Origin of the sequence: Polaribacter litorisediminis (assembly GCF_019968605.1) — a bacterium.
Classification (GTDB): Bacteria; Bacteroidota; Bacteroidia; order Flavobacteriales; family Flavobacteriaceae; genus Polaribacter; species Polaribacter litorisediminis.
In genome coordinates this window covers 3,654,804-3,681,757 of the sequence record NZ_CP082966.1, presented here as the reverse complement: position 1 = coordinate 3,681,757, position 26,954 = coordinate 3,654,804, and the positions used below count along the sequence as shown (strand labels likewise).

Genomic DNA, 26,954 nt, shown 5'->3' with positions numbered 1-26,954 from the left:
AAAAATTTAGTTTCCGAACCTTCCCAAAACTGGTCAAATATTTGATGTTATTGCCATTTATAGACATATAATATCGTAATAAATCATTTCTTTTCGCATCCTTCTTATTAGAAAAATGACCGTAATGAAGGTTCTGCTAATTCTTTTTTAATTGTAAACAATTACTAGAATAATACCAATTTTAAAATAAAAAAAGCCAGCATGGAGGTGCTGGCTTTGAATTATAAAATTATGACGTCTATTTAGAAATAATAATCTTTTTAGTGGCTTTTTTATTTCCTTGTGCTATGCTTAACAAATAAACACCTGAAGAAATATTTCTGGTCTCTATTTCTTTTGTAAATGTTGTGTTGGTAACCTTGTTTGTAGACGTACTTATTTGTCTTCCTTGTAAGTCAAATAAAGAAATTTTTACATCTTCATTATTCACATTATTTATTTTTATATTTAAAATTCCTTTTACTGGGTTTGGCCATAAAGAAATTTCATTTAACGAAAACTCATTTACTTTTAAAACGCCTTCCTGAATGCTAATAGTTTGGTTTGGTAGCCATCCTTTAGCATCATTGGTCACATCTACTATAAATAGATCTGTAAAAGAACCTATTTCAGATTTTGTAAAAGAAATTTTACCCGCTGTTATGTCTGCTTGTGTAAAAGTATCTCCAGCCGTTAGCGCTACACCCTCTTTTTTAAGAACTCCTTTTTTTGCTAATGCTACCAAAACAAACACTTGTTGTTCTTCTGTTTCTGATGCTGTAGAAGCACTCATATTGGCTGGAGTTAGTACATAATCTGCACTACCTCCTAAACTTACACTTGTAGAAGTAAATGTTGGAATACTTGTATTCTCTGCTGATGCACAAATAGTAATAGACGCCGCATTAATTTGGCCTCCATTTAACTCGGCATTATCCTCAACTATAATTTTCCATTCTCCTAAAGCATTTTGTCCAATAAAAGGAATACTCATGTTATTTTCTGGTTTAATGGTTCCTCTAATGGCAGGTGCTGAAAAACCACAAAATAAAGTCTCTCCATCATCACTAAAAGTTGCGTTGCTGATGTCGGCAATACCTGCTAAGCATGGATTTGAATTTGATAAAACAACCACATTATTACCATTAGGATCTTGTATGGTAATGGTTAACTCTTTAACACTTGTATGCGAAATATCTGTAGTAAAAATAATGTTATTTACAGTTAATTCTTCTGAAACATTAATAGTAGCGATAGCACTAGCATTTGCAACTAGCGGATCTATAATAGCCTCAGATAAATCTGTGGCGGTAAAGGTGTTTTCACAATCTATAACTCCCGTTTGGAAGCTAAAAACGGGCGAGTATGCGCCATCAGCACAGCTGTTTTTTGGTTTTACTCGCCAATAATATACAGAATTGAGTTGTAAATCCTCTATATCTATGGTTAAAGTTGTAACCTCTTCTGTAAATAGAATATTATTAAAACTAGGTGAATCCGATAATTCTACGCTATAATTTTCTGCATTTAAATTCTCTTTCCAAAGTAATGATACTTTTGCAGCTAGTGCTTTTTGGCCGTTCGCAGGAAATTCTAATTCAGACGGATTCCTATCAAAACTTGAATGATACACCTCGAATCTAACTTTTCTTATTTGCGTTTCACTTCCGTTATCCCCCGTTATTTCAATTTCATACGTACCTGCTGGAACATTGATTAAATTTCCAAAAGTGATGTCAAAATTTCCAGCAGCACTTAATGAATTTTCAGAAAAAGACATCGTCATTGCTTCGTGAGCACCTGTGGCTGTAAATTGTGTAGTTCCTTCAACAGCAGGAATATATTCAAAGTTAAAAACAGCATCTGTATCTGAGCAAAATGTTTTCTCTGAACTATCGGCTACAAAAGTGAACTCTCCTGAAATACCGGTAACAATTAAAGAAAACCTTTGATCTTCTTCTAAAGTTCCTTTATGAGTAACTGTAATGGTATATTCACCGGCAGAAGGATTCATGATATCTACTCTTTCATAAGGGTCTACTAAATTATCTCCTTTTTCATTACTATCCACTCCTGTAAGTCTCCAGGGTTTAAACTCATCGGTTTCTCGAGTAACTTTAATATCCAAATCATTAATCAAAGCAGGAGTTGGGTCATTTGGTTCAATAGTAATATTATCTTGAATCGAAACTCCAGGTTTGTCTGTCCAAGAAATAGATGCCAATAAAGGACTTAAACCATCTGATTTCACCTTGATAGAAAAAGTATCTCCATTTTTTAAAACCTCTTCAGAAATCCAAGATTCAAAACCATTTGCAGTAATTGTTTCCGCAGCAACTTTGGTATTCATCAATCCCCAACCTGTATTTGCATCGGGCCCAACGATATCTACATCATCGGCTGTATGCAAAGCCAGTCCTTTTAAAGTAGCCGCTCTCATAAAATTACCATACGTTTCATTATAATATTGTTGCAATAACAATAAAGAACCCGCTACATTTGGGGAAGCCATTGAGGTTCCGCTATAAGAGGCATAATCATCATCAGCTGTTGTTAAAGTAGAATATACTAACACTCCATTGCCCATAAGGTCTGGTTTAATTCTTAAATCATCCGTCGGACCTTCAGAACTAGAAGCGCTTCTATTTACTGAATTTAAACTTCCATCTTCATTTATTTCGGCATCCGTTCCATTCGCAATCACTAAATTATTTTTTGAAGTTGCAATACCTGTTAATTTATCATAAGGGGCATTTCCTTCTAAAGGTTCTAAATTTGCAGAATTGTCAGCTCCATTGTTTCCTGCAGAAGTAACCATCAAGTAATACGGTGCATTGTACATAATAGCATCCCAATCTCTAGAGCTGTTAATATATGAACCAAAATAGTAGGCTGGTAGCGAAGGCTCATCGTTATCATCTCTAACCACTAAACCATAAGAATGGTTGGATATTAACATCCCATCTGCCGCAGCATCAGCAGCTTTTGCAGCATCTTGCTGATACCGAAAAGCTACACCTTTTGCTTGCGGTGCCATTCCTTTTGCAGCAGGATCAAAACCAGAAGAAATAATAGTTCCCATTACATGTCCGGCATGATCACCTAACCCTGCGGTTCCATCCCCAATAGAAACTCTATCTTCACCTCCAATACCGTCATATTCCTGATGGGTTAGTCTTGGCAAACCAAAATCCCAAACATGGATTGTCATTCCTTGACCTTCTAGGTTTAATCCAAGACCTCCGCCGTTATGTAAAAAGTTGGCTCTTGTAGAAATAGCGGCATCAACATTATACGTTTTATAATACAGTGGTGTACCTTCTTTGGTGACACCAACTAATTCGTGCTGGGCACCTTTTAAGTCTTTATATTTTAGTTTCCAACCTTTTTGGGCTGCCATTATCAATGCTTTATTTTTTTGAGTCTCAAAATCAATAGCAAATTTATTACTAAGATTCTCTAGTTTTATGAGATCATATTCTTTCGTCATTTTTTCTATTTCTAGTTTGCTTTGAGAAACCATAGAAAAAGAAATTAAACATAAAATAAAAAATAATTGCTTAAAGGATTTGTAATTCATATTGCTATTTTTGTAGTGTTTTTAACAAATATAAAACGTTTGAACGCGTTTTACACAAAATTTAACTTTTTAGCATGAAAAAATTTTCGTCTTTCAACAGAGAAAATAGTACTCAACAATTAAAAACCACAGAATTCGATTTGTTAATTATTGGTGGCGGAATTACAGGCGCAGGAATTGCTTTAGACGCGGCTTCTAGAGGAATGAAAGTTGCCTTAATTGAAAAAAGTGATTTTGCCTCCGGAACCTCTAGCAAATCTACAAAACTGATACATGGCGGCTTGCGTTACCTAAAACAATTCGACTTTTGGTTGGTAAAAGAAGTCGGTACAGAGCGTGCTATTGTGCACAAATTAGCGCCGCATTTGGTGATTCCAGAAAAAATGATTTTACCTTTAATTGATGGCGGAACGTATGGTTCTTGGTTAACCTCCATTGGCTTAAAAGTGTATGATATTTTGGCTTCTGTAGAAGGCGAAGACCAACGTAAAATGCTCAACAAAAAAGAAGCTTTAGAAAAAGAACCACTACTACCAGAAAATATTTTAAATGGCGCTGGTTATTATGCCGAGTATAGAACTGATGATGCCCGCTTAACAATAGAAGTTTTAAAAACTGCTTGCAATTATAAAGCACGAATCATTAACTACATAGAAGCAAAAGAATTTATTTACGAAGAAAATAGGGTTGTTGGAGCAAAAGTTATAGACCGTATTTCTGGGGATGAATTTGCTATAAAAGCAAAATATGTAGTAAATGCTTGTGGCCCTTGGGTAGATGAATTGCGACAAATAAATCACTCTAAAACGGGCAAACGTTTGCATTTAACAAAAGGTGTACATTTGGTGGTTGCTCATGAAAAATTACCTGTAAAACAATCTGTATATTTTGATGTTCCGGATGGCAGAATGATGTTTGCTATTCCACGTGGAAAAGTTACTTATTTTGGAACAACAGACACCAATTATCAGCAGGATAAAGACAACGTTCAAACAAATTTAGTAGATGCCACTTATTTAATATCTGCCGTTAACAATATGTTTCCTGATATAACTATTACACTAAATGATGTGCAATCTTCTTGGGCGGGTTTGCGACCGTTAATTCATGAAGAAGGAAAATCGGCCTCAGAACTTTCTAGAAAGGATGAAATTTTTGTTTCTGATTCAGAATTAATTTCTATTGCTGGGGGTAAATTAACGGGCTATCGAAAAATGGCGGAACGTATTGTAGATTTGGTAGGTAAAAAATACGAACGGAGATTTGATAAAGAATTTGATGCTATCAAAACCAAAGAAATTGTACTTTCTGGTGGTACATTTAAAAATTCATCTGAAGTAAGAAGTTATATAGATGCCATTCATAATAGAATTGCAGAAGTAGATTTTGATGAAAAAGATGCACAATATTTAGTCTATAATTATGGCAAACAAACCGATATTATTTTGCAAAAATTTGATGATTTAATGCACGATAATATGCCAGAAAAAATGATAAAAGCAGAAGTTTGGTTTACCATAAACTATGAAATGGCGAGCAATCCGACTGATTTTTTTATGCGCAGAACAGGACGCTTATTTTTTGACATACCTAGCGTAATTTTGTACACTAATTTGGTATTAGAAGAGTTTAAAAAAGCGTTTTCTTGGGATGATAAAATTGTTAATAAACATCAAAAGGAATTAGAAGAACAACTAAAAGAAGCCACCACTTTTGAGTAAAACTATTTGAATTGAATAGCACCCTAATAAATTGATTTAAAAATATTTATATCAATCTTAGAAAATATTAAAAACAACATTTTTTAGCACGAAAATTTAAATTGATTTGTAGTATCAATTGAAAAATAATGTATATTTGAATTGCTTAATTTATAAATTTTAGCTTATGCAAATATTGTAATTCAACTTCAGTAAAAAAGTTTTTTTTTGGGAAAAAGAAACTTCAAAAGAATTATAATAACAAGCTAAAAATAATAAATTATGAAAACCATATATAAAGTAGCTTTAGTGCTATTAATTACCATTTCTTTTTCGGCAAAAAAATCAATATTTCAAGACAATAAATTAGTAGCTACTTTTAAAGGAATTACAGATGATGATTTATACAAATTTGTAGACGATAAAAATAAAGAACATTTGTTTTACGATACAGATGATGAAATTGAAATAGACTTATATGATGATACTTTTATCGGTAAGAAATTTACACTTACTTGGAAAAACCAAGAAATAGAACATTTAAACGAAGACGGAGAAGAAACAGGCAAAAACATAACTGTTAAAATAATTACTTCTTTAAAGCAATCATAAAAAACTAAAAACCCCGTTTATGTATAATAAACGGGGTTTTTTTATAGGCTTTCTCTTAAAAGCGATTGATAGGTTTTACGCAGCTTTATGGGATGAACCCCTAACTTATATTTTAAAAAAACATATCCGTTAATTAAATTTACTTTAAGCCAAGAATTTGTTTGATATTTTCTGGCACTTACCGTTGCTTTAGATTGTATTATCTTAAAAGAAATTCCATGCTTTCTTACTTTATCAATCATTTCAAAATCTTCCATGATGCAAAACTCCTCATTGTAGCCTTGTAAAGCTTCAAAAGTTTCTTTTGTAAAAAACTGACATTGATCTCCTCCACCAGCAAAAAAACCATCTTTTTGGGTAAAAGAACTATTTATACGCAGTAAAAATGTTTTTTTATCAAACTGATATGCAAAAAAACCAGCTTTGTTTCCCTCTTTAATTGCCAATATTATCTGATTGTAGAAATCTTTAGGCAAAATTATATCCGCATGTAAAAACAATAAAATATCGCCTTTAGCTATTGTTGCACCTGCATTCATTTGAGCAGCTCTACCTTTTTTAACAGCATCAAAATACGTAACTTTATCAAAATTTTTACAAACCATACCGCTCTCGTCAATTGATTCTGGAGAATTAGAAACAATGATTTCTATGGGAAGTTTGTTAGCTTGCTCATTTAAAAACGACAGAATCTTTATAAGGTTTTGTTGTTCATTGTACACCGGAATTATTATACTTAATATCATCTTTAAACCTACGTAATTTATTATGAAACAGTTTTTAATTTCCTTCTTTTTTTTATCCGTCTTTACAGTTAGCGCACAAAATAATGTAAACTATAATCAAGTTTCTCAAGATTTACTACAAAATATTATGGAGGATACTTCCTATGAAAAACAAGTAAAAATTTTATCAGAAAGTACGTTAGATGAACTCGTTACAGCATTGAAAACAGACCAACAAAAAATAGCATTTTGGGTAAATATTTATAACGCATTTATTCAAATTTCATTGACGGAAAACCCTAAATTATATGAAGATAAAGGTACCTTTTTTAGTGAGGAAAGGATTAAAATTGCCGGAGAGCTTTTATCTTTTGATGCTATTGAACACGGAATTATTAGAAAATCGAAAATTAAACTAAGTTTAGGTTATTTAAATAAATGGTTTGTTGCTTCATGGGAACGTAAATTACGCGTAGATAAGATAGATTGGAGAATTCATTTTGCTTTAAATTGTGGTGCAAAAAGCTGCCCGCCCGTTGCCATTTATAGCGCTGAAAATTTAGAGAAAGAATTATACTTTATAACCAAAGAATATCTAAAGGAACAAACCACCTACAACAAAAGAACTAAAACAGCTACCTCAGTGGCTTTGATGTCTTGGTTTCGAGGAGATTTTGGAGGAAATTCTGGTGCAAGAGATCTTCTTTTTAATTATAAAATTACCCCTGAAAAACCAAAAAATTTAGAATTTAAAACCTACGATTGGACGTTATTATTAAACAATTATAGAACGATTCCTACTACCATTTATGATTAATCCTCCTTTTCATTTTCTTGAATATCTTCAGTCAAATCTAAATTTCTAATTGTAGGACTTACAATTGCTGTAGTAACAACGGTTATTAAAGTCATGGTTCCGCCAAAAACTACGGCCGCTACAGGACCTATTATTTTAGCTGCTAAACCACTTTCAAATGCGCCTAGCTCGTTAGAAGAACCCACAAACATAGAGTTTACAGAAGCTACTCTGCCTCTCATATCATCTGGTGTTTTTAATTGTAATATGGTTTGACGAATCACCATTGAAATTCCGTCTGCTGCACCACTTACAAACAAGGCTAAAACACTCACCCAGAAAATAGACGACAAGCCAAAAGCAATAATGCTTACTCCAAAGATAAAGACAGAGATTAGCATTTTTCTACCCGTATTTCTGTTGATAGGAATGTAGGTTGTTAACAACATCGTTACAATACTACCTATAGAAATAGAGGCGTTTAAAATGCCAAAACCTTCCGGACCTACTTTTAAAATATCTTGCGCAAAAACGGATAAAATAGCAACAGTTCCACCAAATAAAACCGCAATCATATCTAACGTTAAGGTTCCTAAAATTGCTTTATTTTGAAACACAAATTTAATACCCGCTTTCAAACTTTCTTTAACAGGTTCGCCAATTTTTGTATTTAAAATAGGTTTTTTCTTTATTTGAAAAATGGTGATAAATGAAAGCGTTACCAAAATAAAAACGATAGAAAGTGTTTTATCAACGCCCATCCAACCTATAAAAAAACCTCCACAAAGCGCTCCAGAAACAGAAGCTGTTTTCCAGGTACTGGTGCTCCAAGTTGCTGCATTATGATATATTTTTTTAGGAACCAACAAGGCTACTAAAGAGAAAATGGTAGGTCCGAAAAAAGAGCGTAAAAAGCCACCAAAAAAGACCAATCCATAAATACAATATAAAATAGCATTGGTAGACCAACTACTTAAAACGGTATCCGTAGTTAGCAAAAATAAGCCTAAACTAATCAATGAAAAAGCGCCCGTACAGAGTGCTAATAGATTTCTTTTTTCTCTTTGATCTACAATATGACCTGCAAATAAAGCCATAGAAAACGCGGGAATTATTTCCATTAAACCTATAATTCCTAAGGATAGAGGATCTTTTGTGATGGAATATACTTGCCATTCAATGACAATAAATTGCATGGACCAACCAAAAACGAGTAAAAATCTTACAAATAAAAAAATATTGAATTCTTTTATTCTTAAGGCTGCATAAGGATCTTGCTTTGGCATTTTCTTAGCTTAATTTCATATCCATTAAAATAGCAAATGTTTGATTGATGTCTGATTCCTTTACAACGATTGTCATTTCATTTGTTGTAGAAATAATTTCTTGTAAAGGAATATCTGCCCAAGCCAATTGCTTTAAAATAAAGTAGTAAATACCCGATTGTGCTTGATTTTCTTTGGGTAATTTTATGGTAATAGAGGCCAAATCTAACATGCTATGTGTTAGCATTTCATTTTCAAAAATTTCTTCTACAAAAGGTCGTAGATTTTTACTAATTACAATATTCGTTTCAAAAATACCTTGAGAAACTGTTAAAAAATAATCTGAACTTTCAGACGATTTATTTAAAATCTTTGCGATTTCTTTTAATAAAGCAGGGGTGTTTTTAAACGTAAAATCACATAAATCAGACCGAACGATTACATCTCCTAAATCTAACGCTAACTTTTTTATATTTTTTCTGATGCGTAATTCGCTTGCAGGTGAAAGTCTATTAATAGCCATCATTACTGCACCCACTTTTACCTCTTTATTTAACTTTTCTGAAACTTCGGGTAAAATAATTCTTGCTAGAGAAGAAACATTAATCAATTTTTCATTTAAAGCCTCTTCTATAAATGGTGTTTTTCGAATGGTACTTTCTACAACTTCTTGTATTGTTTTCATGATAAAAGTTTAAAAACCTAAATAATTGTTCAAAAATAAACAATTTATTACATTCAACTATCTTTTAATAATAGAAGAATTTTGAACATTTTAATTCTTTTATAAATATTAATTTTATTCTAGATTCCCGTTTTTAAGGGAATGACAATTTTAAGAGAAACTTAAGGTAAAAAACGGCAAGAAGCTCTTTTTAATGAAACAATTAATCCAGTTTATTGGTCAACTTTTTAAATTCTTTTTTTGGATCTTTATCATCATACAAAATGTTATAAACCGCATCTATAATAGGAGTTTTTGTACCTTTTTCTTCTTTAATTTTATAAGCACTTTTTGTAGCGTAATACCCTTCGGCAATCATACTCATTTCATGTTGGGCAGACCTTACCGTATATCCTTTTCCTATCATATTCCCGAACATTCTATTTCTACTAAAGGTTGAGTATCCTGTCACTAACAAATCGCCTAAATAAGCAGAATTGTTAATGTTTCGCTTCATCTTATGAACCTTTTTTATAAAACGTTTCATTTCTCGAATAGCATTGCTCATTAAGACCGATTGAAAATTATCACCATAGCCTAAACCGTGCGCAATCCCTGCAGCAACTGCATAAATATTTTTTAAAACTGCGGCATATTCTGTTCCAATAATATCATCTGTGGTTTTTACATTGATATACCAACTCCCTAAAGCTAGCGACATTTTTGCAGCAATGGCTTCATCTTGGCACGCAATTGTTAAATATGACAAACGCTCCATAGCCACCTCTTCTGCATGACAAGGTCCTGTGATTACACCAATATTTTCTAGGGGAATATGGTACTCTTTATGAAAATGTTCTCCAACAATTAAACCTGTTTCCGGAACAATTCCTTTAATGGCAGAAAAAATAGTTTTATCAACTAAAGATTCGGATAATTTATTTAATTCACTTGTTAAAAAAGCAGACGGAATTGCAAAAATTAGCACATCATACTTAGCCACCATATAATTAATATCGTCCGATAAATCCAAACGAGCTGCATCTAATTCTGCAGAACGTAAATATTTAGGGTTATGATCATTTTCTTTTATATGTTCTATGGCTTGCGTATTTCGCATATACCAACCCACAGTTTCTAGGTTCTCTATCAACATTTTAACAATAGCCGTTGCCCAACTTCCACCTCCAAAAACAGCAATCTTCTGATGTTCAATCATACGTATATATTTTGATTTCAAATGTAAGAAAATTAGTATCTTTTGATGAAAACTTGACTGATTTATTATATTTGTAAAAAATCAACTGTCATTTATGCAACGAATTCTCTTTTTGTTTTGTTTCCTATTATTAACCTTCAATTCTTGTAAAAAAGTTCCTGAAACAAAAATAGAATCCGAAGTAAAAACGGATGAAAAAATTGATGAAAAAATTGATGAAAAAAAATCTACAAAATCAGCAAATGTTTCCATTCTAAAAAAAGAGTTTATCATTGATGGTTTAAATGATATTTCGCATAAAATTTGGTTGTATTTACCTCCAAATTATCAAACATCCACCGAAGAATATCCTGTAATTTATATGCACGATGCTCAAAATTTGTTTGATCATAAAACTTCTTTTGTGGGTGAATGGTGCATCGATGAAACTTTAAATACACTTTATAAAAAAACAGGTAAAAGCTTTATTGTTGTTGGCATTGAAAATGGTGGAGAAAAAAGAATTGAGGAATATACACCTTGGCAACACCAAAAATATGGAGGAGGAAAAGGAGCTATGTATATCAATTTTTTAGCCAATGAATTAAAGCCTTTTATTGATAAAAACTATAGAACAAAAATTGATGCAAAAAATACAGCTATTATTGGAAGCTCTTTAGGAGGTTTAATTTCTTTTTATGGAGGCTTAAAATATCCGGAAGTTTTCGGCAAAATAGGCGCACTTTCTACCTCTTTTTGGTTTTCTGAAGAAGTTTTTGAATTTGCCAAAGAAAATGGAAATCAACAAAACTCGAAACTCTATTTTTTAGTAGGCGGAAAAGAAGGCGATACCATGGTTCCGGATACCGAAAATATGGCGAAAATCTTACAAGATGTAGGCTTCACAAAAGAGTATTTAAAAACAAAAATTGTTCCTGAAGGACAACATACAGAAGCTTTTTGGAAAGCAGAATTTTTAGCAGTAATTACTTTTTTATATAACATAGAAACAAATGAACGTACAAATCATTAACAAATCGAAACACGCAACTCCTAATTACGAAACAGAAGGTGCTGCAGGAATGGATTTAAGAGCTAATATTGATGCTTCTATAACGCTTAAACCGTTAGAAAGAGCTATTGTGAAGACAGGATTATTTATAGCTTTACCGGTTGGTTTTGAAGCGCAAGTGAGACCTAGAAGCGGATTGGCAGCTAAAAAAGGAATTACTGTTTTAAACGCTCCTGGAACTGTAGATGCAGATTATCGTGGAGAAATTGGTGTGATTCTAGTGAATTTATCAAATGAAGAATTTATTATAAACGATGGTGAACGGATTGCACAATTAATCATTGCAAAACACGAGCGTGCAAATTGGCAAGAAGTTACAATTTTATCTGAAACTGAGCGTGGTTCTGGTGGTTTTGGAAGCACAGGAATTTAAAAGTCTCTTTAATTCCCCAAAGGGGGGAAAACTCTGATAAGAATTTTTTTAAAAAAAATATTTTCATCTCAAATATTAAAACAACAAGTATGATTTTAGGAGTATGTGAATGGTTGAGTACAAAAACACAATTCACCGCAAAAAATATTAGAATATTATTTGTATTGTTAGTGTTATTAGCTGGCTTTGGTGTTGGAGCTTATTTAATTTTATGGTTGGTAAAAATCTTATCCAAAGAATAATTTAATCTAGCTTTTTATAAAGTTGGCTCATTTTTCTGACTTCATCATGCATTAAATCGAATGATAAAAATGTGTGAGAATGATATGTATAGCCTAATTTTTTATAAAATTGAAAGGCATTTTCTTGCGCGTTCATGGCATCCAACCAAATAACCTGATACTTCTTTTGAAGCGCTTTTTTCTCTAACCAAGTAAGTAATTCTTTGCCAATTCCTTTTCCTTGCACTTTTGGATGCAGGTAAATTCTATGTAATTTTACTTGTTTTTCTTCGGATAAATTAGGTAGTTTTTCATCCCAAACAAACCTAAAATTACCAATAATTTCGTTTTTATAAAGTACAAAATAATAGGCTGCTTTTGCTACAGATAACTCTTTTAAAATATGTTCTTTTGAATATTGCGAGTTTACGTACCAATTGCCTTTATCAACCCAAAAATGACTATAAGCTAACCCATACACTTCTTTCATCAGTCTAAAAAGATTTTCTAAATCTGACGCTAAAATTGGCTTTAGTTGTATGTTTTCTGAAATTTTTATCATACTAAAATAGTGTTGTCCGATTAAAATTAGCTAAAGTGGTTTAAAGTATTGATAGTATTGATTTTCAAGAGCTTTTAAAGTAGTACACCTTGCTTTTAAAACTGCTTTAGAATTTATGATGTATCGAAAAATTTAAAATCATAATAATATTGTTTTTCAGTTAGTTACAGCCAAGTCTTTGTTCTTGATTCTAACAGCGAAAGCGGTCTTTTTATCTTTTATCGAACAACAATGATACTAAAAAGATAAAAAAACTGCTGCAGATTGATTACTTCTGCAGCAGTTTTAATAAAAATAATACTTAGAACTTTTAGTGTTTACTATTGGTTTTCGATAGCTAATTTTATTTTAGCTTCAAGTTCTTCTGCTAATTCAGGGTTGTCTTTAATCAATCCTTTTACAGAATCTCGTCCTTGGCCTAATTTTGTTTCTCCATAGCTAAACCATGAACCACTTTTCTTTACAATGCCCAGTTCTACACCAATATCTAAAATTTCTCCAACTTTAGAGATTCCTTGTCCGTACATAATATCAAACTCTGCTACTTGGAAAGGAGGTGCTACTTTATTTTTTACAACTTTTACTTTGGTACTGTTTCCAATAACGCGATCGCCATCTTTAATTTGTGTTCTTCTTCTAATATCTAAACGAACAGAAGCATAAAATTTAAGTGCATTTCCTCCTGTTGTGGTTTCAGGATTACCGAACATTACACCAATTTTTTCTCTTAATTGATTGATAAAAATAACGGTACATTTTGTTTTGGAAATGGTACCTGTTAATTTACGTAATGCCTGAGACATTAAACGCGCATGAAGACCCATTTTAGAATCTCCCATTTCACCTTCAATTTCAGATTTTGGTGTTAACGCCGCAACCGAATCAATTACAACAATATCGATGGCTCCAGAACGTATTAAATTTTCTGTAATTTCTAAAGCTTGTTCACCATGATCGGGTTGAGAAATAATAAGATTTTCTATATCAACTCCTAAATTTTCTGCGTAAAAACGATCAAAAGCATGTTCTGCATCAATAAACGCGGCAATACCACCAGCTTTTTGTGCTTCTGCAATTGCGTGTAAAGTAAGTGTTGTTTTACCAGAAGATTCTGGCCCGTAAATTTCAATGACTCTTCCTCTTGGGTATCCGCCCACTCCTAAGGCTAAATCTAACCCTAAAGAACCCGACGAAATGGCTTCTATATCTTCAACTACAGAATCTCCCATTTTCATTACAGCACCTTTTCCATAAGTTTTATCTAACTTATCTAAAGTGAGTTGTAATGCTTTAAGTTTTGCTACTTTTTCTTTATTTTCTTTGTCTGCCGCCATAAATCTGTCTAAATTTCTTTTTAATTTGGTTGCACAAGTTACAAAAAAGGAATGCTATTCTCCTAAAAAATAAAATACATTTTTATAGTATTTTTACACTATAAATTTAAATTTTATGACTTCTAAAATATATTTACAAAACGCACATAGCACGGTTGCTATTGAAAACGGGGAATTAATTAGTTTTCAAAAAAATAATACAGAATATATACATCAAAAAGGAAATAAAGGTTGGCGTAAATCCGATGATGAAATGTTTCCTATCATTGGTCCAACGGATAAAAATAACTTTAGAGTGCATACCAAAAAAGGTGATTGTATTCAAGATCAACATGGTTTGTTGCGTGAAATGGAGTATTCTTTAATTTCTTCGGATGAAAAGAGTGCTAACTTCATTAAAAACTACGAAAAAAACACCAAAATTAAAAACAGTAAGTTTCCAGAAAAATCATCTGAAGAAGCATTATTTTGGACTTTTGATTTTACTTTTGAAAAGAATTTTACCTTAGAAAATGATATTTTAACCATCAATTTTATTATTAATTCAGAAAAAGAGATGCCTTTTATGTTAGGTTATCATCCTGCTTTTTTATTGTCAGATACTGGAAAAGAAATTTTAAAAGCTGGTTCAGAAAAAATTACATTATCTGACGTTTACAAAGCTGGTTCCAATGCTTTTCCTGTATTTGGAAAAGAAAAAATTGTCTTAAAAAATATTGATAAAAATGATGTAGAAATTACCACAAAAGGTTTCAATAATTTTATGTTGTGGACAGAAGTTGATAATATGATTTGTATTGAGCCAATAACACAATACACTTCGTATACAGATCAAAAATTTTCAGAAAAAAATATGTCTTTATCTAAAGGAAAAAATAGTTTTTCTGTAATGATAAAGATCCTTTAAGTTGATTAAAAAACACCGTCATTTCATCATTCATAAACCTTGGGGAATGATTTCTCAATTTGTAAATCCTGCAAAGAGACAAAAAAAATTATTAGGAGAATTGTATGATTTTCCTGAAGGAACCATGGCAATTGGGCGTTTGGATGTGGCTTCTGAAGGATTGCTATTTTTAACGACAGATGGTAAAGTATCACAAGAAATTAGAAGCAGTAAATTTGAAAAAGAATATTACGTGCAAGTTGATGGTAACATTACACAAGAAGCTGTAGAACAATTAAAAAAAGGGGTAGAAATTGGTTTGAACGGTAAAAAATACCTCACTAAACCAGGAAAAGCTTTTTTAATTGAGGATCCTAAATTTGCTTTAAGAAGTCAAAAAATTAGGGATGAAAGGCATGGCTCAACAAGTTGGGTTTCTATCATCATTAGAGAAGGAAAATTTAGACAAGTGCGAAAAATGACCGCTGCGGTAGGGTATCCAACATTGCGATTAATTCGGGTTAGAATTGGCGAAATTAAGTTAGATAATTTAGAAGTTGGGGAGGTAAAAGAAGTACATCACTTTATGTAATAAATGTGACAAATAAAATTAAGAATTCTATTTAATTTTGTGTTATGAACAATTCGAACACCACTTTATATATTGTAGCGGCTATTATAATTTTACACTTTTTAGTGGGTTTTGGTTACTTATTATATAGGATGACAAAAAAAAGAAAAGATTAACTTCTAATCATTTTAATATGCGGAATACCATCTTCTAAATAGCCTTCTCCTACTTGTTTAAATCCGTGAGATTGGTAGAAACTTTTTAAATACAGTTGTGCAGAAATTGTAATAGCATCTACTTTAAAATAGTCTTTGATGGCCTTTATAGAAGCTTTTATTACCTCATGTCCGTAACCAAACTTACGTTCTTTTTCTTGCACTACTACCCTACCTATACTGGCATTTTTAAAATAATCTCCAGGTTTAAAAATACGTGTATACGCTACAATTTTATCATTTTTAACCCCAAAAACATGCAACGATTTTTGATCTTTAAAATCTAAATCTTGATACACACAATCTTGTTCTACTACAAAAACCTCTGAGCGTAATTGTAATATTTGATATAATTCGTGAATTGTTAATTCATTAAAATATTTTATACTGAAATTCATTATTTATAAAAATTTCTCGATACAATTCCGATGAAAAATCGGAATCACTCGAAATGACATTCGTTTATTTAATTCAATTTTGTTTTGAAATTACCGTAAAAGAAAATGATGATTTTTTTTCTTTATTGAAAATAGAAAAATAAAACATAGCATTCGTTAAGGTTTTGTTTTTATTGTAAAAATCATCCTTTTAAATTATAAATGTTCTCGCTACAATTCCGATGAAAAATCGAAATTACTCAAACTAACAACACTTTTTATGGTTATAAATAAACATGCTGTAACTTCTAGAGAAATTCTTTTTTAAGAATTTTGTATCGAGAAGTTTTTATCCGGCACAAGAAATTTTACCAACTCTATTTTGATGACGACCTCCTTCAAATTCTGTCGTTAAAAAAATATCTACAAAACCTATGGCTTGCTGTAAAGAAACAAAACGAGCAGGAATCGTTAAAATATTGGCATTGTTGTGTTGTCTTGTTAACGCGACTAATTCGTTATTCCAACATAAAGCAGCCCGAATACCTTGGTGTTTGTTTGCTGTCATTTGTGCACCATTACCAGAACCGCACAAAATAATACCGAATGCTGCTTTACCAGATTCTACGGCTTCTGCGGTTGGATGAATGGCATCTGGATAATCCATAGAAGCATTTGTATCGGTGCCAAAATTTAAAACTTTATAGCCTTTTTCTTCTAAATGTTTTATAATTTCGAATTTATATTCAGTACCTGCGTGATCGTTACCAATGGCAATTGTCATAATTTAATTATTGATGTCATTACGAAAGAGGCTACGATTGAAGTAATCTGTAAATTAAAAGATTGCTTCGTACCTCGCAATGACGAAGTTACATCAACAAAAATATAGTTTTTTATGGTTATCAACAGTTATAAACAATGATAATTTATACATTTTTAATAACTCTTTAATTTTTAAGTTTTTAACCTTTTTAAGAATTGTTAAGAAGTTGCTATGAAAAACTCGAAACTTTTTTTGGTGAATCTAATTTTTATTACAATACAAGGGAGTTTAGCACATACACAAATTTTATTATGAGTTTTTGATAAAAGTTTATCAACATAAAATTTACAATTTATTTACATCAGTTTCCTCCAAAACTATTAAGAATTTTAAGTTGATGACTGTTTATAAGTTTTGTTCATAAGTGTATTTTTAAGTTGATTTTTAAGCGATTAAAAACTCATAAGATGTCAGTGTTTTTTAATAACTCATATATGAAAAGAAAATGTATTTATTTTATAGTAGCTATTCACACACTATTATAACCATCATTGTTTTTTAAAAATTTATAAAAGAAAAATAATTATAATATAGAATGTTGATAAGTGTTTAAAAATAAAATATAAACGAATCTTAGAATAGCATTTTTAAAATGATTGAAAATAAAATTGGTTTAGTAACCTTTTTCTCTATCTATTTTAATTAAAAAAGAAAATATAAAAGAAGGTTCATTTATTTTTTTCTTATAGATAGAGAGGAAGACCTTTATTTTCTTTCAAAGTAATTTTGAATAATAATTGGTATAAAAGTAAAAAATAAAAAAAATAGCAGCGAAGACAATGTCAATTATTTAAAATATGAAAGAATTCAAGAAATAATAGAATTTGATGCAACTAATTGTGAACTAAAATAGGTATTATCGGTAAACTAAACCGTTTTCTTTTCAGCCTTTAAAAGATATAGGGTGTCTTTCTGTATTTCAACAGTAGTTTTATCTTGAACTTCACTTTTATTTAAAGATGCAGTAATCGTTTTAATAGATACATAGATTCCTAAAAGGAATATGAATGCAAATAAAGCGATAATTTTACGTAGATTTTTCATCTTAAAAGTGGGTCTTATAGTATAAAGACGTTTTATTTTAAGAAACGTTACACTAAATTTAAGATTTATTTAACAAAAAAAAACCACCTAACAATGTCAAGTGGTTTTCGGGGGGACTCTTTTAAAAATAAAGTTTATTGTATTACCAGCTTTTTAGTAACTGTTTTTTGATCTTTAGTAACCTTTAAAATGTAACTTCCAGTACTTAAATCTGAAACTTTTATTTTAGAAGAAGTTATTTTTCCTTTTTTAACTACTTGACCTAATAGAGAGTATATTTTAAAATCATTATCAAGGTATTCAGAAGAGATATTTATATAATCTGATGTTGGGTTAGGATAAATCTCTAAAGAGTCTTTAAAAACCTTAGTAATAGATAATGTAGCCGGGTCTAACATATATAATTCGTTTCCTGTTACACCGTCGTCACCTTCAAAATATAATTTACCATTTAAAACAGTAATTTCATCAATGTCTTTGATAGTGCTGTCTAAATTTTCTGAAGTAGTACCATTTGTTCTAAAGATATATCCACTACTATCATCAGAATTTTCTCCTCTATAATATAAATAGTCACCTAAAACAGCATAATCTGAAGGATCATGATTATTACCACCAGTTGCTGTACTTCCTGTAATATTACTAACATTTAATATTGTATCGGTTGCTGGGTCATACTTCCATAATTGATCGTTAGAACCTTCAAAGTTATCACCTTCAAAATACAAGGCATTATTCCAAACAAAATAATTATTTGTGCCACCAATACTACTTGCACTTTCAACAGCTATCGTACCGTCTGTGGTACCGTCTGATTTCCATACGTTACCTGTTGCTTCAAAGTAAACTTCAGAACCTATGGTCACAAAATTACTAATACCAGCATTTCCATCATCTCCAGTAATATCTTTAATTAAAGCATAGGAGTCTGTTTCAGGATTGTATTCATATAATTCTACACCAATGGTTGGATCATCTGTTGGTGTACTTCCATAACCAATTATTTTACCATTAAGTGATGTGAAGTTTGCTCCTAAGAAATTTACATGTTCTGCACCAGCATTGGCAACTTTTGTTTGGGTAGTTCCGTTAAATTCATACAAACCATTGTCGTCAGTGGTATTAATATAATACACTAAACCGTCTAATTCTAAAGGATTAAAAACAAATAATCCACCAATAGATGTGGTGCCATCTGCTGTTCCATCAGAAGAAAATAAAACATTTCCATCTCCTGTTTCGTTTGCACTAAAATACATCGTACCATTAAACTCAAAAAAGAAACTAGGACCAGAACTGTCAGAACCTGTTCTTAAATCTTTTAAAAATGTAGTACCTGCTTCTGTACCATCTGTAACCCATAATTCATCGCCTAAATCTGCACCTCCGGGTGTGTTTGAGCCATTAGAATCATCTGCTTGAAAATAAATTTTGTTGTTAAAAACAAATAGGTTTGAGGGTTGTGAACTTGAATCTCCAGAATCATTAATTTCCTTAAGTTTCGTTACTTGGGCATTCGTTGTTAAAAATGCAATGAATGCAATTGCTAAAAGTAATTTTTGTTTCATAATGTTTGATTTTAATTATTAATAAATATTTATTGTGGTAATTTAGGTATTAAAGTTCTACTTTTTGGGGTGCTTATTGTTTTTATAAAAGCGATTAAAGCATCTATTTCTTTTCTATTTAATTCCAATCTTTTTAAGATGGGTGATGTTTTAGGAATTAGAGAATCTCTCGGAGTTCCTAAATATTTTTTTTGAATGGGTGCAGGGTTTCCTAGATTATAATATTCCACAACATCTAAAAGCGATGGAAAATGCCCATGGTGCATCCAAGGTCTTGTGTTGGCAACTTCTCTTATCGTTGGTGTTCTAAATTTACCAATATCTTCAATTTTACCGGTCACATTGTATCGTCCAAAATCTTCGTCTTTGGCACCAAATAAAGCTTGACCGTCATTATGATATTGGTTATCGCTAAAATACCCAGTATTATGACAATTAATGCATCTAGCTTTGGTTCTAAAAAGATGTAAACCTAACACTTCTTCATCTGTAAACTGGTCAGATTTTCCGGTAATGAACTTATCAAATTTAGATTTAGGACTTTTTACCGTTCTTTCAAAGGTAGCAATTGCATATTGAATTTTTTTCATGGTAATTTCTTCATCACCAAAAGCAGCCGTAAAAAGAGACCTATAACCTTCTATTTTTTTTATGTTGTCTACAGCAAATTTTAAATCCATATTCATTTCTAATTGATCAGGAATAGGAAAACGTGCTTGATCCTCTAAACTAACAGCTCTACCATCCCAAAAAAGTTCTTTGGCATGTGCAACGTTTAAAATAGTCATAGAATTTCTACCACCAGTTTGTCTGTCGTGACCAAAAGAACGCGTAGAATTATCGGTCCAACCTAATTCTGGATTATGACAAGAAGCGCATGCTATTTGTCCGCTTTTAGATAATCTTGGATCGAAAAATAAGGTTTTACCTAATTTTTTCTTCTCTTTAGAATATTGATTATCTTCAGGATATTCAACTTCAGGTAACACTCCAATATCTTTAAAAGTGCTTTTATCTATTAAAGAATCTAAATGAGGTTTAGGCCATTTGGTAGCATCTGGTTGTGAATATATTTTTCTTAAAGATGCAATATCTTCATAGGTATCTTCTTTCTTTTTACAAGAAAAAATAAACAATGTTGTGCAAATAACTAAAACTAAATTTTTCATTTTTTTAAATTTATAAGTCAATTTCTGAGGGACAAGGAACATTTATAGGTTCTGGATCTGGGTAATTTCTATTGTTATATAAAATATAATTTCTTGTTATAATTTCGCCATTAATTTCTGAACAATCTACAAGAATTTCCATATCTATTTTCCATAAATTAGAGGTTGCATCCATTAATTTATAGGTTCCTGTTCCGCTAATAGGTACATTAAATGCTGTTCCTTCGCCACTTTTAAGGATTACAATTCTTTGGGTAACTACATTTACAATTCCTTCGGTATGGTTATTACCATCTTTAGGAAAAAACTCTATAGCTTCCACTAAATTAAATCCAGGAGACTCAACAGAAGCACCATTAAAAAGATTTCTTAATGCAAAAGGATTTGTACCTACAGGAGCAAAATTACCAACAAAACCTAATTTATATTGATGATGATAGATGTCATCAGATTCATCATTGGGTGTGCCATTATCAGAATATAAAAATCCGTTAGTATTGTTTTTATCTACAATTACCGGTTTCGGAAAAACAGAAGTGCTTCTCCATTCGCAGAGCATATCATTGGTATTGTACCTCCAATATTCTCCAAATAATCGATAAAAAGGATTGGAAAGATCATAAAAATTGAGTGCTGGATTTCCTTCTCTATCAATTTTTATCGGTTTGTTAATGTCTAAATATTTGTTGATTCCTTTTACATAATTAGGAATATCCGCCAAGGATAAAGAGGTATCTAAAGAAGTATCTTCTGCTAAATTTTCATGTACTGTAAATGTAAATTCAACTTCATCTTCTTTTGTAATTGGTTTTTGTTCTATGGAATAATTAAAAGTTGATGGCGTACTAAAAAGCGCTGTATTTTCTATATCTGCAGCAATAAAACCATTTGGAAATAGCACTTTAAAATCAAAAGATTCATCATTAATACCTTCTATTTCTTTTCTATTGATATCAAAAGAATACGGAAAATTAGTTTCTGTAAAGTTGATAGTTAAATCTTTATTAGAAAGATTATCGTTGGGAATTCCTAAAGAAATAGCGTTATTAGAACTATTTGTTAAACTTAGTTTTATTTCTGGATTGTTTGTTAAATCCCACTTTTCATTTACCTTAATATAGATGGTATCTACTCTTTTTTCATTATGAAAAGAGATTGTTTTTGCAGGGGTAATTGTATAATTAGTCAGTCCGATAACATTCGCAGTAAAAGAAATATCTATGGTGTTTTCTATTTTTCCGGCTGTTATTGCAACAGGTATTTTTAATGTTTTTAAGTTATCTTTTAAGTATTGAGAGGTCGCCACTAAACCACCATCTTTTTCAGGGAATTCTAGTACACCATTATTACTATCTACCAATAAAAAGAAACGAACAAAAGAGTTATTTTCTCCTGTAAATCTTTTATTGTCTTCTTTTTCACAGCTTAGAAAAAGAACAGTGATAATTACTAAAAGTATATTTTTAATAACCTTCATTTTGTTGTATATTTTCGTTTAATTCTGTACTTGATTGTGGTATCGGTAAAACAAAGAAATTAGAAGGATAATTTAAATTACATACGTTTGCTAAACATCCTTTATTTCTTATAACATCCTTTTTAAAGCGCATAATATCGTACAATAAATGCCCTTCAAAAGCGAGTTCTCTTCTGCGTTCTAAAAATATTTCATCTAATAAATTAGTAGTAGTATTTAATGCTGATAAATTTGCTCTTTCTCTTATACTATTTAAATCTTGTAAAGCTTCTGTGGGTTTGTTTAACCTTGCATTGGCTTCTGCTCTTATTAGATACATTTCACTTAACCTTATAAAAGTTGTACCAGCACCATCTTGATATTTTTTTGTAAAATAGTATGGTAAATTTACAGCTATACCATTTACATTTGTTGGTAATTGCTGTTCTAAAAACATGTTTGTTCTAATATCATCAGGGGTGTATAAGTCTAATAAATCTCCAGAAGCAACATATCTTGCGTAGTTTTGATCGGTTTCGTATTTGAACCATTGAGATATGGATTGAGATATGGCACCTTCAGAAGTTCTACGTGCAGAAAATTCAAAAATAATTTCAGATATAGGATCTTCCTCTTTTTCCCATTCTAAAACATAAATATCTTTTGATGTTAAGTTGATACCAGAAGTTGTAATGATAGTATTTGCATGATTGAATGCGTTTTCCCAATCGTTCATTTGTAGTGCAACTCTTGCATACAAAGCTTCTGTTGTGGTTGTATTAAATAAAGAAATACTAGCACCAGCTAAAAATTGAGTATTGGTAAATAAAGAAAGTGCGGTATCTAAATCATTTTTTAATAATTCATAGGTTTCTTGCATTGTTTTTCTTGCAGGAAAATCTACACCAATTAACAAAGGTGATGTGTTGTATACAATACCCAAATGAGATCCATCAGCAGTAAAATTATAGTTTTGTGCATACATTAGAGTAATTTGGTAATGAGCAAAAGCTCTCATAGCCATTAATTCTGCTTGTAATTGGTTTCTTTCATCTTCGGATAAAAAAGTATAGGTATCAAAATAATCTAAGATAACATTTACTTGATTGATGATATCATACAAAGAGGTATAAAATCCACTATAATCAGAATCTTCTGCAAAATCACTAAAACTATAACTGTTTTCTATGACAGAAGATACACTGACTTCTTTATTGTTAATAACTGGGCTAAAAGTGATGTTTCCTCCTTGTAGATCTGGATATATAACTTGAACTGATGAAACCAAGTCTTCAATATCATAATACAAACCATTTAAGGACAATTGTAAACCGGTTTTGGTTGATAACTGTTCGTTTATTGATATTTGTTGTCCAGGTTCTAATTTTAAAAAATCGCTACAAGAAACTATTAAAAAAAGACAGCAAAAATAAGATGTTTTATATAATTTCATTTTCTAAAAAGTTGTGTTTATTCCTAATGTAAATGTTCTTGCTTCAGGATATTGATTTCTAAATTCAGAAACGCCATTTTTTCCATCTGGTGATGTATTTTTAAACCAGTACAATAAATTGGATGCGTTTAAGGTAAATGAAAGAGAATTTAAAGGTATTTTCATTTGCTTAACAGGTGCATTATAACTTAAACTAATAGATTTTAATTTGATATGAGAAGTATCAAAAAGATATTTTGTTGAGTTAGAAATTAAAGGATTATCATTTATAATTATAGGATGAATAGCACTGTCTCCTTGATTATACCAAGCATCTTCAAAAACATTTACACTAATATTTCTGTTGGATAACACTCTGTAATTATCAAACAATACTCTATCTACTAAAATATCTGCACCATAGGTAAAAGAGGTAATAATGTTTAAATTAAAGTTTTTATAAGTAAATGAATTCCGCATACCCCCAAAAAATTCAGCTTGAGAGTCACCAATGGGTTTCCAATTAGAAGCATCAAACAAAGATCTTACTTGCGCGCCATCATAAATTTGATCATCAATATTAAACAATTCACGGCCTGTTGCAGGATCAATTCCAATAAAATCAAAACCCCAAAGAGTAGAGGTTGCATAGCCCACTGTTTGTGCTCTTGCTGCTTCTGCTGAAGAAAAATCTGAACCTAAACCTACTAAAGAAGTTACTTTATTTCTAATAGTAGTAATGTTAAAGTTTGAACTCCAAGAAAATTTATCAGAATCTACAACGTTCGCATTTAAAGAAAATTCAATTCCTTGATTGTACATTTCTGCACCATTTATTTGTGCTGATGTAAAACCAGATTCTATAATGACATCTCTAGAAACAATTTGATCTACAATAACATCTCTAAAGAAATCTGTGGTAAATTTAAAACGTTTTAAAAAGTTAAAATCGATACCAAAGTTAAATTTTTTATTCGTTTCCCAAGTTAAATTTGGGTTAGGGGCACTCGTTAAATTTCCATAAGGCAAACCATTGTATCCATTTTGATTTAAGGTATACAAACCTAACGCTCTGTAAGAACCAATTCTTGAGTTACCTGTGGTACCATAACTTATTCTTGTTCTTAAAAAGTCTACAAAATTACTATCACTTAAAAAAGATTCACTGCTTAAATTCCAACTAGCACCAATACCACCATTAAAAGCGGTGTTTTTATCATCACCAAAAGCAGAACTTTGATCGATTCTAAAGTTGACTAAAAAGAAATATTTTTTCTTAAAGTTGTAATTAAATTGACTAAATAGAGACCTACCTGCACTTTCAGAAAAATCGGTTTGATAATCTTGTTCAAAGGCAGTAGAAATGGGTTGAGGTACACTTAAATTATCAAAACCATTTCCTCTTTCGTAGCCAAAATTTACTTTTTCTTTTCGGGCTTCTATTCCTAGAATACCATCAATATTATGATGTTCTCTAAAAGTATTGTTGTAAGCTAAAGAGGCATTCCAGTTCCAACGTCTTGTATCTCTGTTTCTTAACATACGTCTCCCTTTTACCAAACCAAAACTATCTGTTTCGTCTCTAAAGTAAGGAGAATCGTTATCTGTACCAAAATCTCCAGAACCATTTAATCCTGAAAAGAACCGATCTTCATCTTTATTAGAAAAATCAAACCCAAATAAAGTGGAAAATTTTAAGCGATCGCTAAAACTATAGTTTGCATTAATGCTTGTTAAAAAAGCAATTGTTTGTGCTTTTGATATGTTTTGATTGGCAACCGCTAATGGATTACCAAAGCTTGCAAATGGTGTGTAATTACCATCATCATCAAACACAGGAATTGTTGGGGGTAATGCAAAAGAATACAATTTATTTGGGTCTTCTTTTAAAGTAATTGAGGGAGAAAATACGAGTGATGTATTGAACTTATTTTTATTATATCTTATAGAAAATGAAGAATTTAGTTTTTGAAAAGAGTTGTTAATTTGAGCTTCTTTTGTTTTTTGATATCCTAAACTTGCTCTGTAAGTAATGTTTTTAATTCCACCAGAAGCACTAAAATTAACTCTGTTAAAAACACCTGTGGTATTTAGCAGATGAAACCAATCTGTATTTACACCATTCCAAGGTTGAATGTTTTGTAGATTACCGCTATTTAAATTGTATTCGTTAATTACGGTTTGGTATTGCTCTCCGTTTAAATATTTTAAACCATTAAAAGCAGTGGTAACACCCATTTGAGTGGAGGCTGTAAATTTTAAAGCTCCTTTTTTACCTTTTTTAGTAGTAATAATAATGACTCCATTTGCAGCATCTGCACCATACAAACCAACAGCAGCAGCATCTTTTAAAATATTAAAACTTTCTATATCATCAATGCCAATTTTTGCTAAAGGATTTAGGATGTTTTCAGATAAAAGACCCTCACCAACATCAAAAAAGTTATTACCATCTAAACCTGTTTCTTCAGATAAAATAATACCATCAATAATAATTAAAGGTTGGGTAGAAGTACCCACTACATTACCATTTAAAGGAGTGATTGAACCTTGACCTCTAATATCTATTTTTACAGATTCCCCTAATTGCGGTCCGGCTTGAATGGATACCCCAGCAATTTGTCCTTCTAAAAGTTCATCAAAAGAAACCACAGGTTGTTCTACGCCTAATTCTGATGCTTTTACCGATGCAATGCTACCCACAACTTCCTCTTTTAGTTTAGAAGTTCCGTAAGAGGATGTAATCACAATTTCACTTAAACTAGTAGTTTCTTCCTCCAAATAAACTTCAAAATACGATTCATTTCCTAGAGTAACTTCTTTGGTTTGAAAACCTAAATAAGAGAATTCTAAAATTACAGATTTTATATCTTTGGACTGAATAAGGTACTTAAAATTACCATCAAAATCTGTAATGGCTCCTTTTTTAGTTCCCTTCATAAGTATGGTTGCGTTTGGGATCCCAAAATTGTCCGACTTACTTTTTACAATTCCAGAGATTTCTCTCTTTTTAATTTCAGGTTTTTTATCAATAAATAGAATTTGCTTATCTTTTATCACATAGGCAACATTTATCTTTTTAGTGAGTAGATTTAGCACTTCTGTTAAGCTTACATTGCGAACTTCTATAGATACTCTTTTAGAACTACTTACTTTATTCGTATTGAATAAAACTCTGTACGTTGTTTGTTCTTCTAGTGTTTCAATAATTTCTCTTAAAGGTTTATTTTTTTTATTAATAGTCACAGTTTGTGAAAACGTGCTTGAAACTATTAAGAATAGAAAACCTAAAAGAAAAAAAGTTTTTTTCATTATTGGGGATGAATATT

Annotated in this window: 23 protein-coding genes; 8 read left to right on the top strand and 15 right to left on the bottom strand. The window is 31.1% G+C overall.

Going from position 1 to position 26,954, the window contains the following annotated elements; translation table 11 throughout:
- Positions 1-238 precede the first annotated feature (238 nt).
- Positions 239-3,559, bottom strand: coding sequence for a S8 family serine peptidase (locus tag K8354_RS15735; protein WP_223442737.1), 3,321 nt, complete (start codon positions 3,557-3,559; stop codon positions 239-241).
- Between the two features lie 74 nt (positions 3,560-3,633).
- Between K8354_RS15735 and K8354_RS15730 the strand changes: the two genes are divergently transcribed.
- Together K8354_RS15730 and K8354_RS15725 are read left to right on the top strand one after the other, a co-directional pair.
- Positions 3,634-5,280 (top strand): glycerol-3-phosphate dehydrogenase/oxidase, encoded by a 1,647-nt coding sequence (locus K8354_RS15730; protein ID WP_223442734.1) that lies wholly within the window; start codon positions 3,634-3,636, stop codon positions 5,278-5,280.
- A 261-nt stretch (positions 5,281-5,541) separates the two neighbouring features.
- Positions 5,542-5,871, top strand: a complete 330-nt coding sequence (locus K8354_RS15725) for a hypothetical protein (protein WP_223442731.1) — start codon at positions 5,542-5,544, stop codon at positions 5,869-5,871.
- 41 nt (positions 5,872-5,912) lie between these two features.
- Here K8354_RS15725 and K8354_RS15720 read toward each other — a convergent pair whose 3' ends face one another.
- A complete protein-coding gene (locus tag K8354_RS15720) occupies positions 5,913-6,617 on the bottom strand; it encodes a TIGR04283 family arsenosugar biosynthesis glycosyltransferase (RefSeq protein ID WP_223442729.1) in 705 nt (234 codons plus the stop codon).
- A gap of 22 nt (positions 6,618-6,639) precedes the next feature.
- Between K8354_RS15720 and K8354_RS15715 the strand changes: the two genes are divergently transcribed.
- Positions 6,640-7,413, top strand: a complete 774-nt coding sequence (locus K8354_RS15715) for a DUF547 domain-containing protein (protein WP_223442726.1) — start codon at positions 6,640-6,642, stop codon at positions 7,411-7,413.
- Here K8354_RS15715 and K8354_RS15710 read toward each other — a convergent pair.
- The 3 genes from K8354_RS15710 to K8354_RS15700 form a co-directional block, all read right to left on the bottom strand.
- Positions 7,410-8,678, bottom strand: a complete 1,269-nt coding sequence (locus tag K8354_RS15710; RefSeq protein WP_223442723.1) for an MFS transporter — start codon at positions 8,676-8,678, stop codon at positions 7,410-7,412. The genes K8354_RS15715 and K8354_RS15710 overlap by 4 nt on opposite strands.
- A 4-nt stretch (positions 8,679-8,682) precedes the next feature.
- Positions 8,683-9,342 (bottom strand): hypothetical protein, encoded by a 660-nt coding sequence (locus K8354_RS15705; RefSeq protein WP_223442720.1) that lies wholly within the window; start codon positions 9,340-9,342, stop codon positions 8,683-8,685.
- A gap of 202 nt (positions 9,343-9,544) precedes the next feature.
- Complete coding sequence (locus K8354_RS15700) at positions 9,545-10,540, bottom strand: NAD(P)H-dependent glycerol-3-phosphate dehydrogenase (RefSeq protein ID WP_223442717.1); 996 nt, start codon at positions 10,538-10,540, stop codon at positions 9,545-9,547.
- A 94-nt stretch (positions 10,541-10,634) separates the two neighbouring features.
- Here K8354_RS15700 and K8354_RS15695 point away from each other — a divergent pair, with 94 nt between their 5' ends.
- The 3 genes from K8354_RS15695 to K8354_RS15685 all read left to right on the top strand — a co-directional run bounded on the left by K8354_RS15695 (position 10,635) and on the right by K8354_RS15685 (position 12,206).
- Entirely contained in the window at positions 10,635-11,552 is a 918-nt protein-coding gene (locus K8354_RS15695; protein WP_223442714.1) for an alpha/beta hydrolase, read from the top strand.
- Positions 11,533-11,964, top strand: coding sequence for a dUTP diphosphatase (dut, locus tag K8354_RS15690; RefSeq protein ID WP_223442711.1), 432 nt, complete (start codon positions 11,533-11,535; stop codon positions 11,962-11,964). Before K8354_RS15695 ends, dut begins: the two co-directional genes overlap by 20 nt.
- Before the next feature lie 89 nt (positions 11,965-12,053).
- Positions 12,054-12,206: a PspC domain-containing protein gene (locus K8354_RS15685; protein ID WP_223442708.1), complete on the top strand. Its 153-nt coding sequence runs from the start codon at positions 12,054-12,056 to the stop codon at positions 12,204-12,206.
- 1 nt (position 12,207) lies between these two features.
- Here the strand turns inward: K8354_RS15685 and K8354_RS15680 are convergent, their stop codons facing one another.
- Both K8354_RS15680 and recA read right to left on the bottom strand, forming a co-directional pair.
- Positions 12,208-12,747, bottom strand: coding sequence for a GNAT family N-acetyltransferase (locus K8354_RS15680; RefSeq protein ID WP_223442705.1), 540 nt, complete (start codon positions 12,745-12,747; stop codon positions 12,208-12,210).
- Positions 12,748-13,067: 320 nt separating this feature from the next.
- Positions 13,068-14,081 (bottom strand): recombinase RecA, encoded by a 1,014-nt coding sequence (gene recA / locus K8354_RS15675; protein ID WP_223442703.1) that lies wholly within the window; start codon positions 14,079-14,081, stop codon positions 13,068-13,070.
- Between the two features lie 115 nt (positions 14,082-14,196).
- On the opposite strand from recA, the gene K8354_RS15670 reads away from it, so the two are divergent.
- Both K8354_RS15670 and K8354_RS15665 read left to right on the top strand, forming a co-directional pair.
- A complete protein-coding gene (locus tag K8354_RS15670; RefSeq protein ID WP_223442701.1) occupies positions 14,197-14,988 on the top strand; it encodes an aldose 1-epimerase in 792 nt (263 codons plus the stop codon).
- A gap of 4 nt (positions 14,989-14,992) precedes the next feature.
- Positions 14,993-15,559 (top strand): pseudouridine synthase, encoded by a 567-nt coding sequence (locus K8354_RS15665; protein WP_223447705.1) that lies wholly within the window; start codon positions 14,993-14,995, stop codon positions 15,557-15,559.
- Positions 15,560-15,710: 151 nt separating this feature from the next.
- On the opposite strand, the gene K8354_RS15660 is transcribed toward K8354_RS15665, so the two are convergent.
- From K8354_RS15660 to K8354_RS15625, 8 genes are all read right to left on the bottom strand, one after another.
- Positions 15,711-16,151, bottom strand: a complete 441-nt coding sequence (locus tag K8354_RS15660) for a GNAT family N-acetyltransferase (protein WP_223442699.1) — start codon at positions 16,149-16,151, stop codon at positions 15,711-15,713.
- Positions 16,152-16,479: 328 nt separating this feature from the next.
- The gene (gene rpiB, locus K8354_RS15655) at positions 16,480-16,914 is read right to left on the bottom strand and encodes a ribose 5-phosphate isomerase B (protein ID WP_223442697.1); all 435 of its coding nucleotides are present in this window, start codon (positions 16,912-16,914) and stop codon (positions 16,480-16,482) included.
- A 909-nt stretch (positions 16,915-17,823) separates the two neighbouring features.
- A complete protein-coding gene (locus tag K8354_RS15650; protein ID WP_223442695.1) occupies positions 17,824-18,000 on the bottom strand; it encodes a hypothetical protein in 177 nt (58 codons plus the stop codon).
- Positions 18,001-18,134: 134 nt separating this feature from the next.
- Positions 18,135-19,568: a T9SS type A sorting domain-containing protein gene (locus K8354_RS15645; RefSeq protein WP_223442693.1), complete on the bottom strand. Its 1,434-nt coding sequence runs from the start codon at positions 19,566-19,568 to the stop codon at positions 18,135-18,137.
- Between the two features lie 29 nt (positions 19,569-19,597).
- Entirely contained in the window at positions 19,598-20,737 is a 1,140-nt protein-coding gene (locus tag K8354_RS15640; protein ID WP_223442679.1) for a cytochrome-c peroxidase, read from the bottom strand.
- A gap of 10 nt (positions 20,738-20,747) precedes the next feature.
- A complete protein-coding gene (locus tag K8354_RS15635; protein ID WP_223442676.1) occupies positions 20,748-22,214 on the bottom strand; it encodes a hypothetical protein in 1,467 nt (488 codons plus the stop codon).
- Complete coding sequence (locus tag K8354_RS15630) at positions 22,201-23,646, bottom strand: RagB/SusD family nutrient uptake outer membrane protein (RefSeq protein WP_223442673.1); 1,446 nt, start codon at positions 23,644-23,646, stop codon at positions 22,201-22,203. The genes K8354_RS15635 and K8354_RS15630 overlap by 14 nt, the downstream gene beginning before the upstream one ends.
- 3 nt (positions 23,647-23,649) lie before the next feature.
- Positions 23,650-26,937 (bottom strand): SusC/RagA family TonB-linked outer membrane protein, encoded by a 3,288-nt coding sequence (locus K8354_RS15625; RefSeq protein ID WP_223442671.1) that lies wholly within the window; start codon positions 26,935-26,937, stop codon positions 23,650-23,652.
- Between the last annotated feature and the right edge of the window lie 17 nt (positions 26,938-26,954).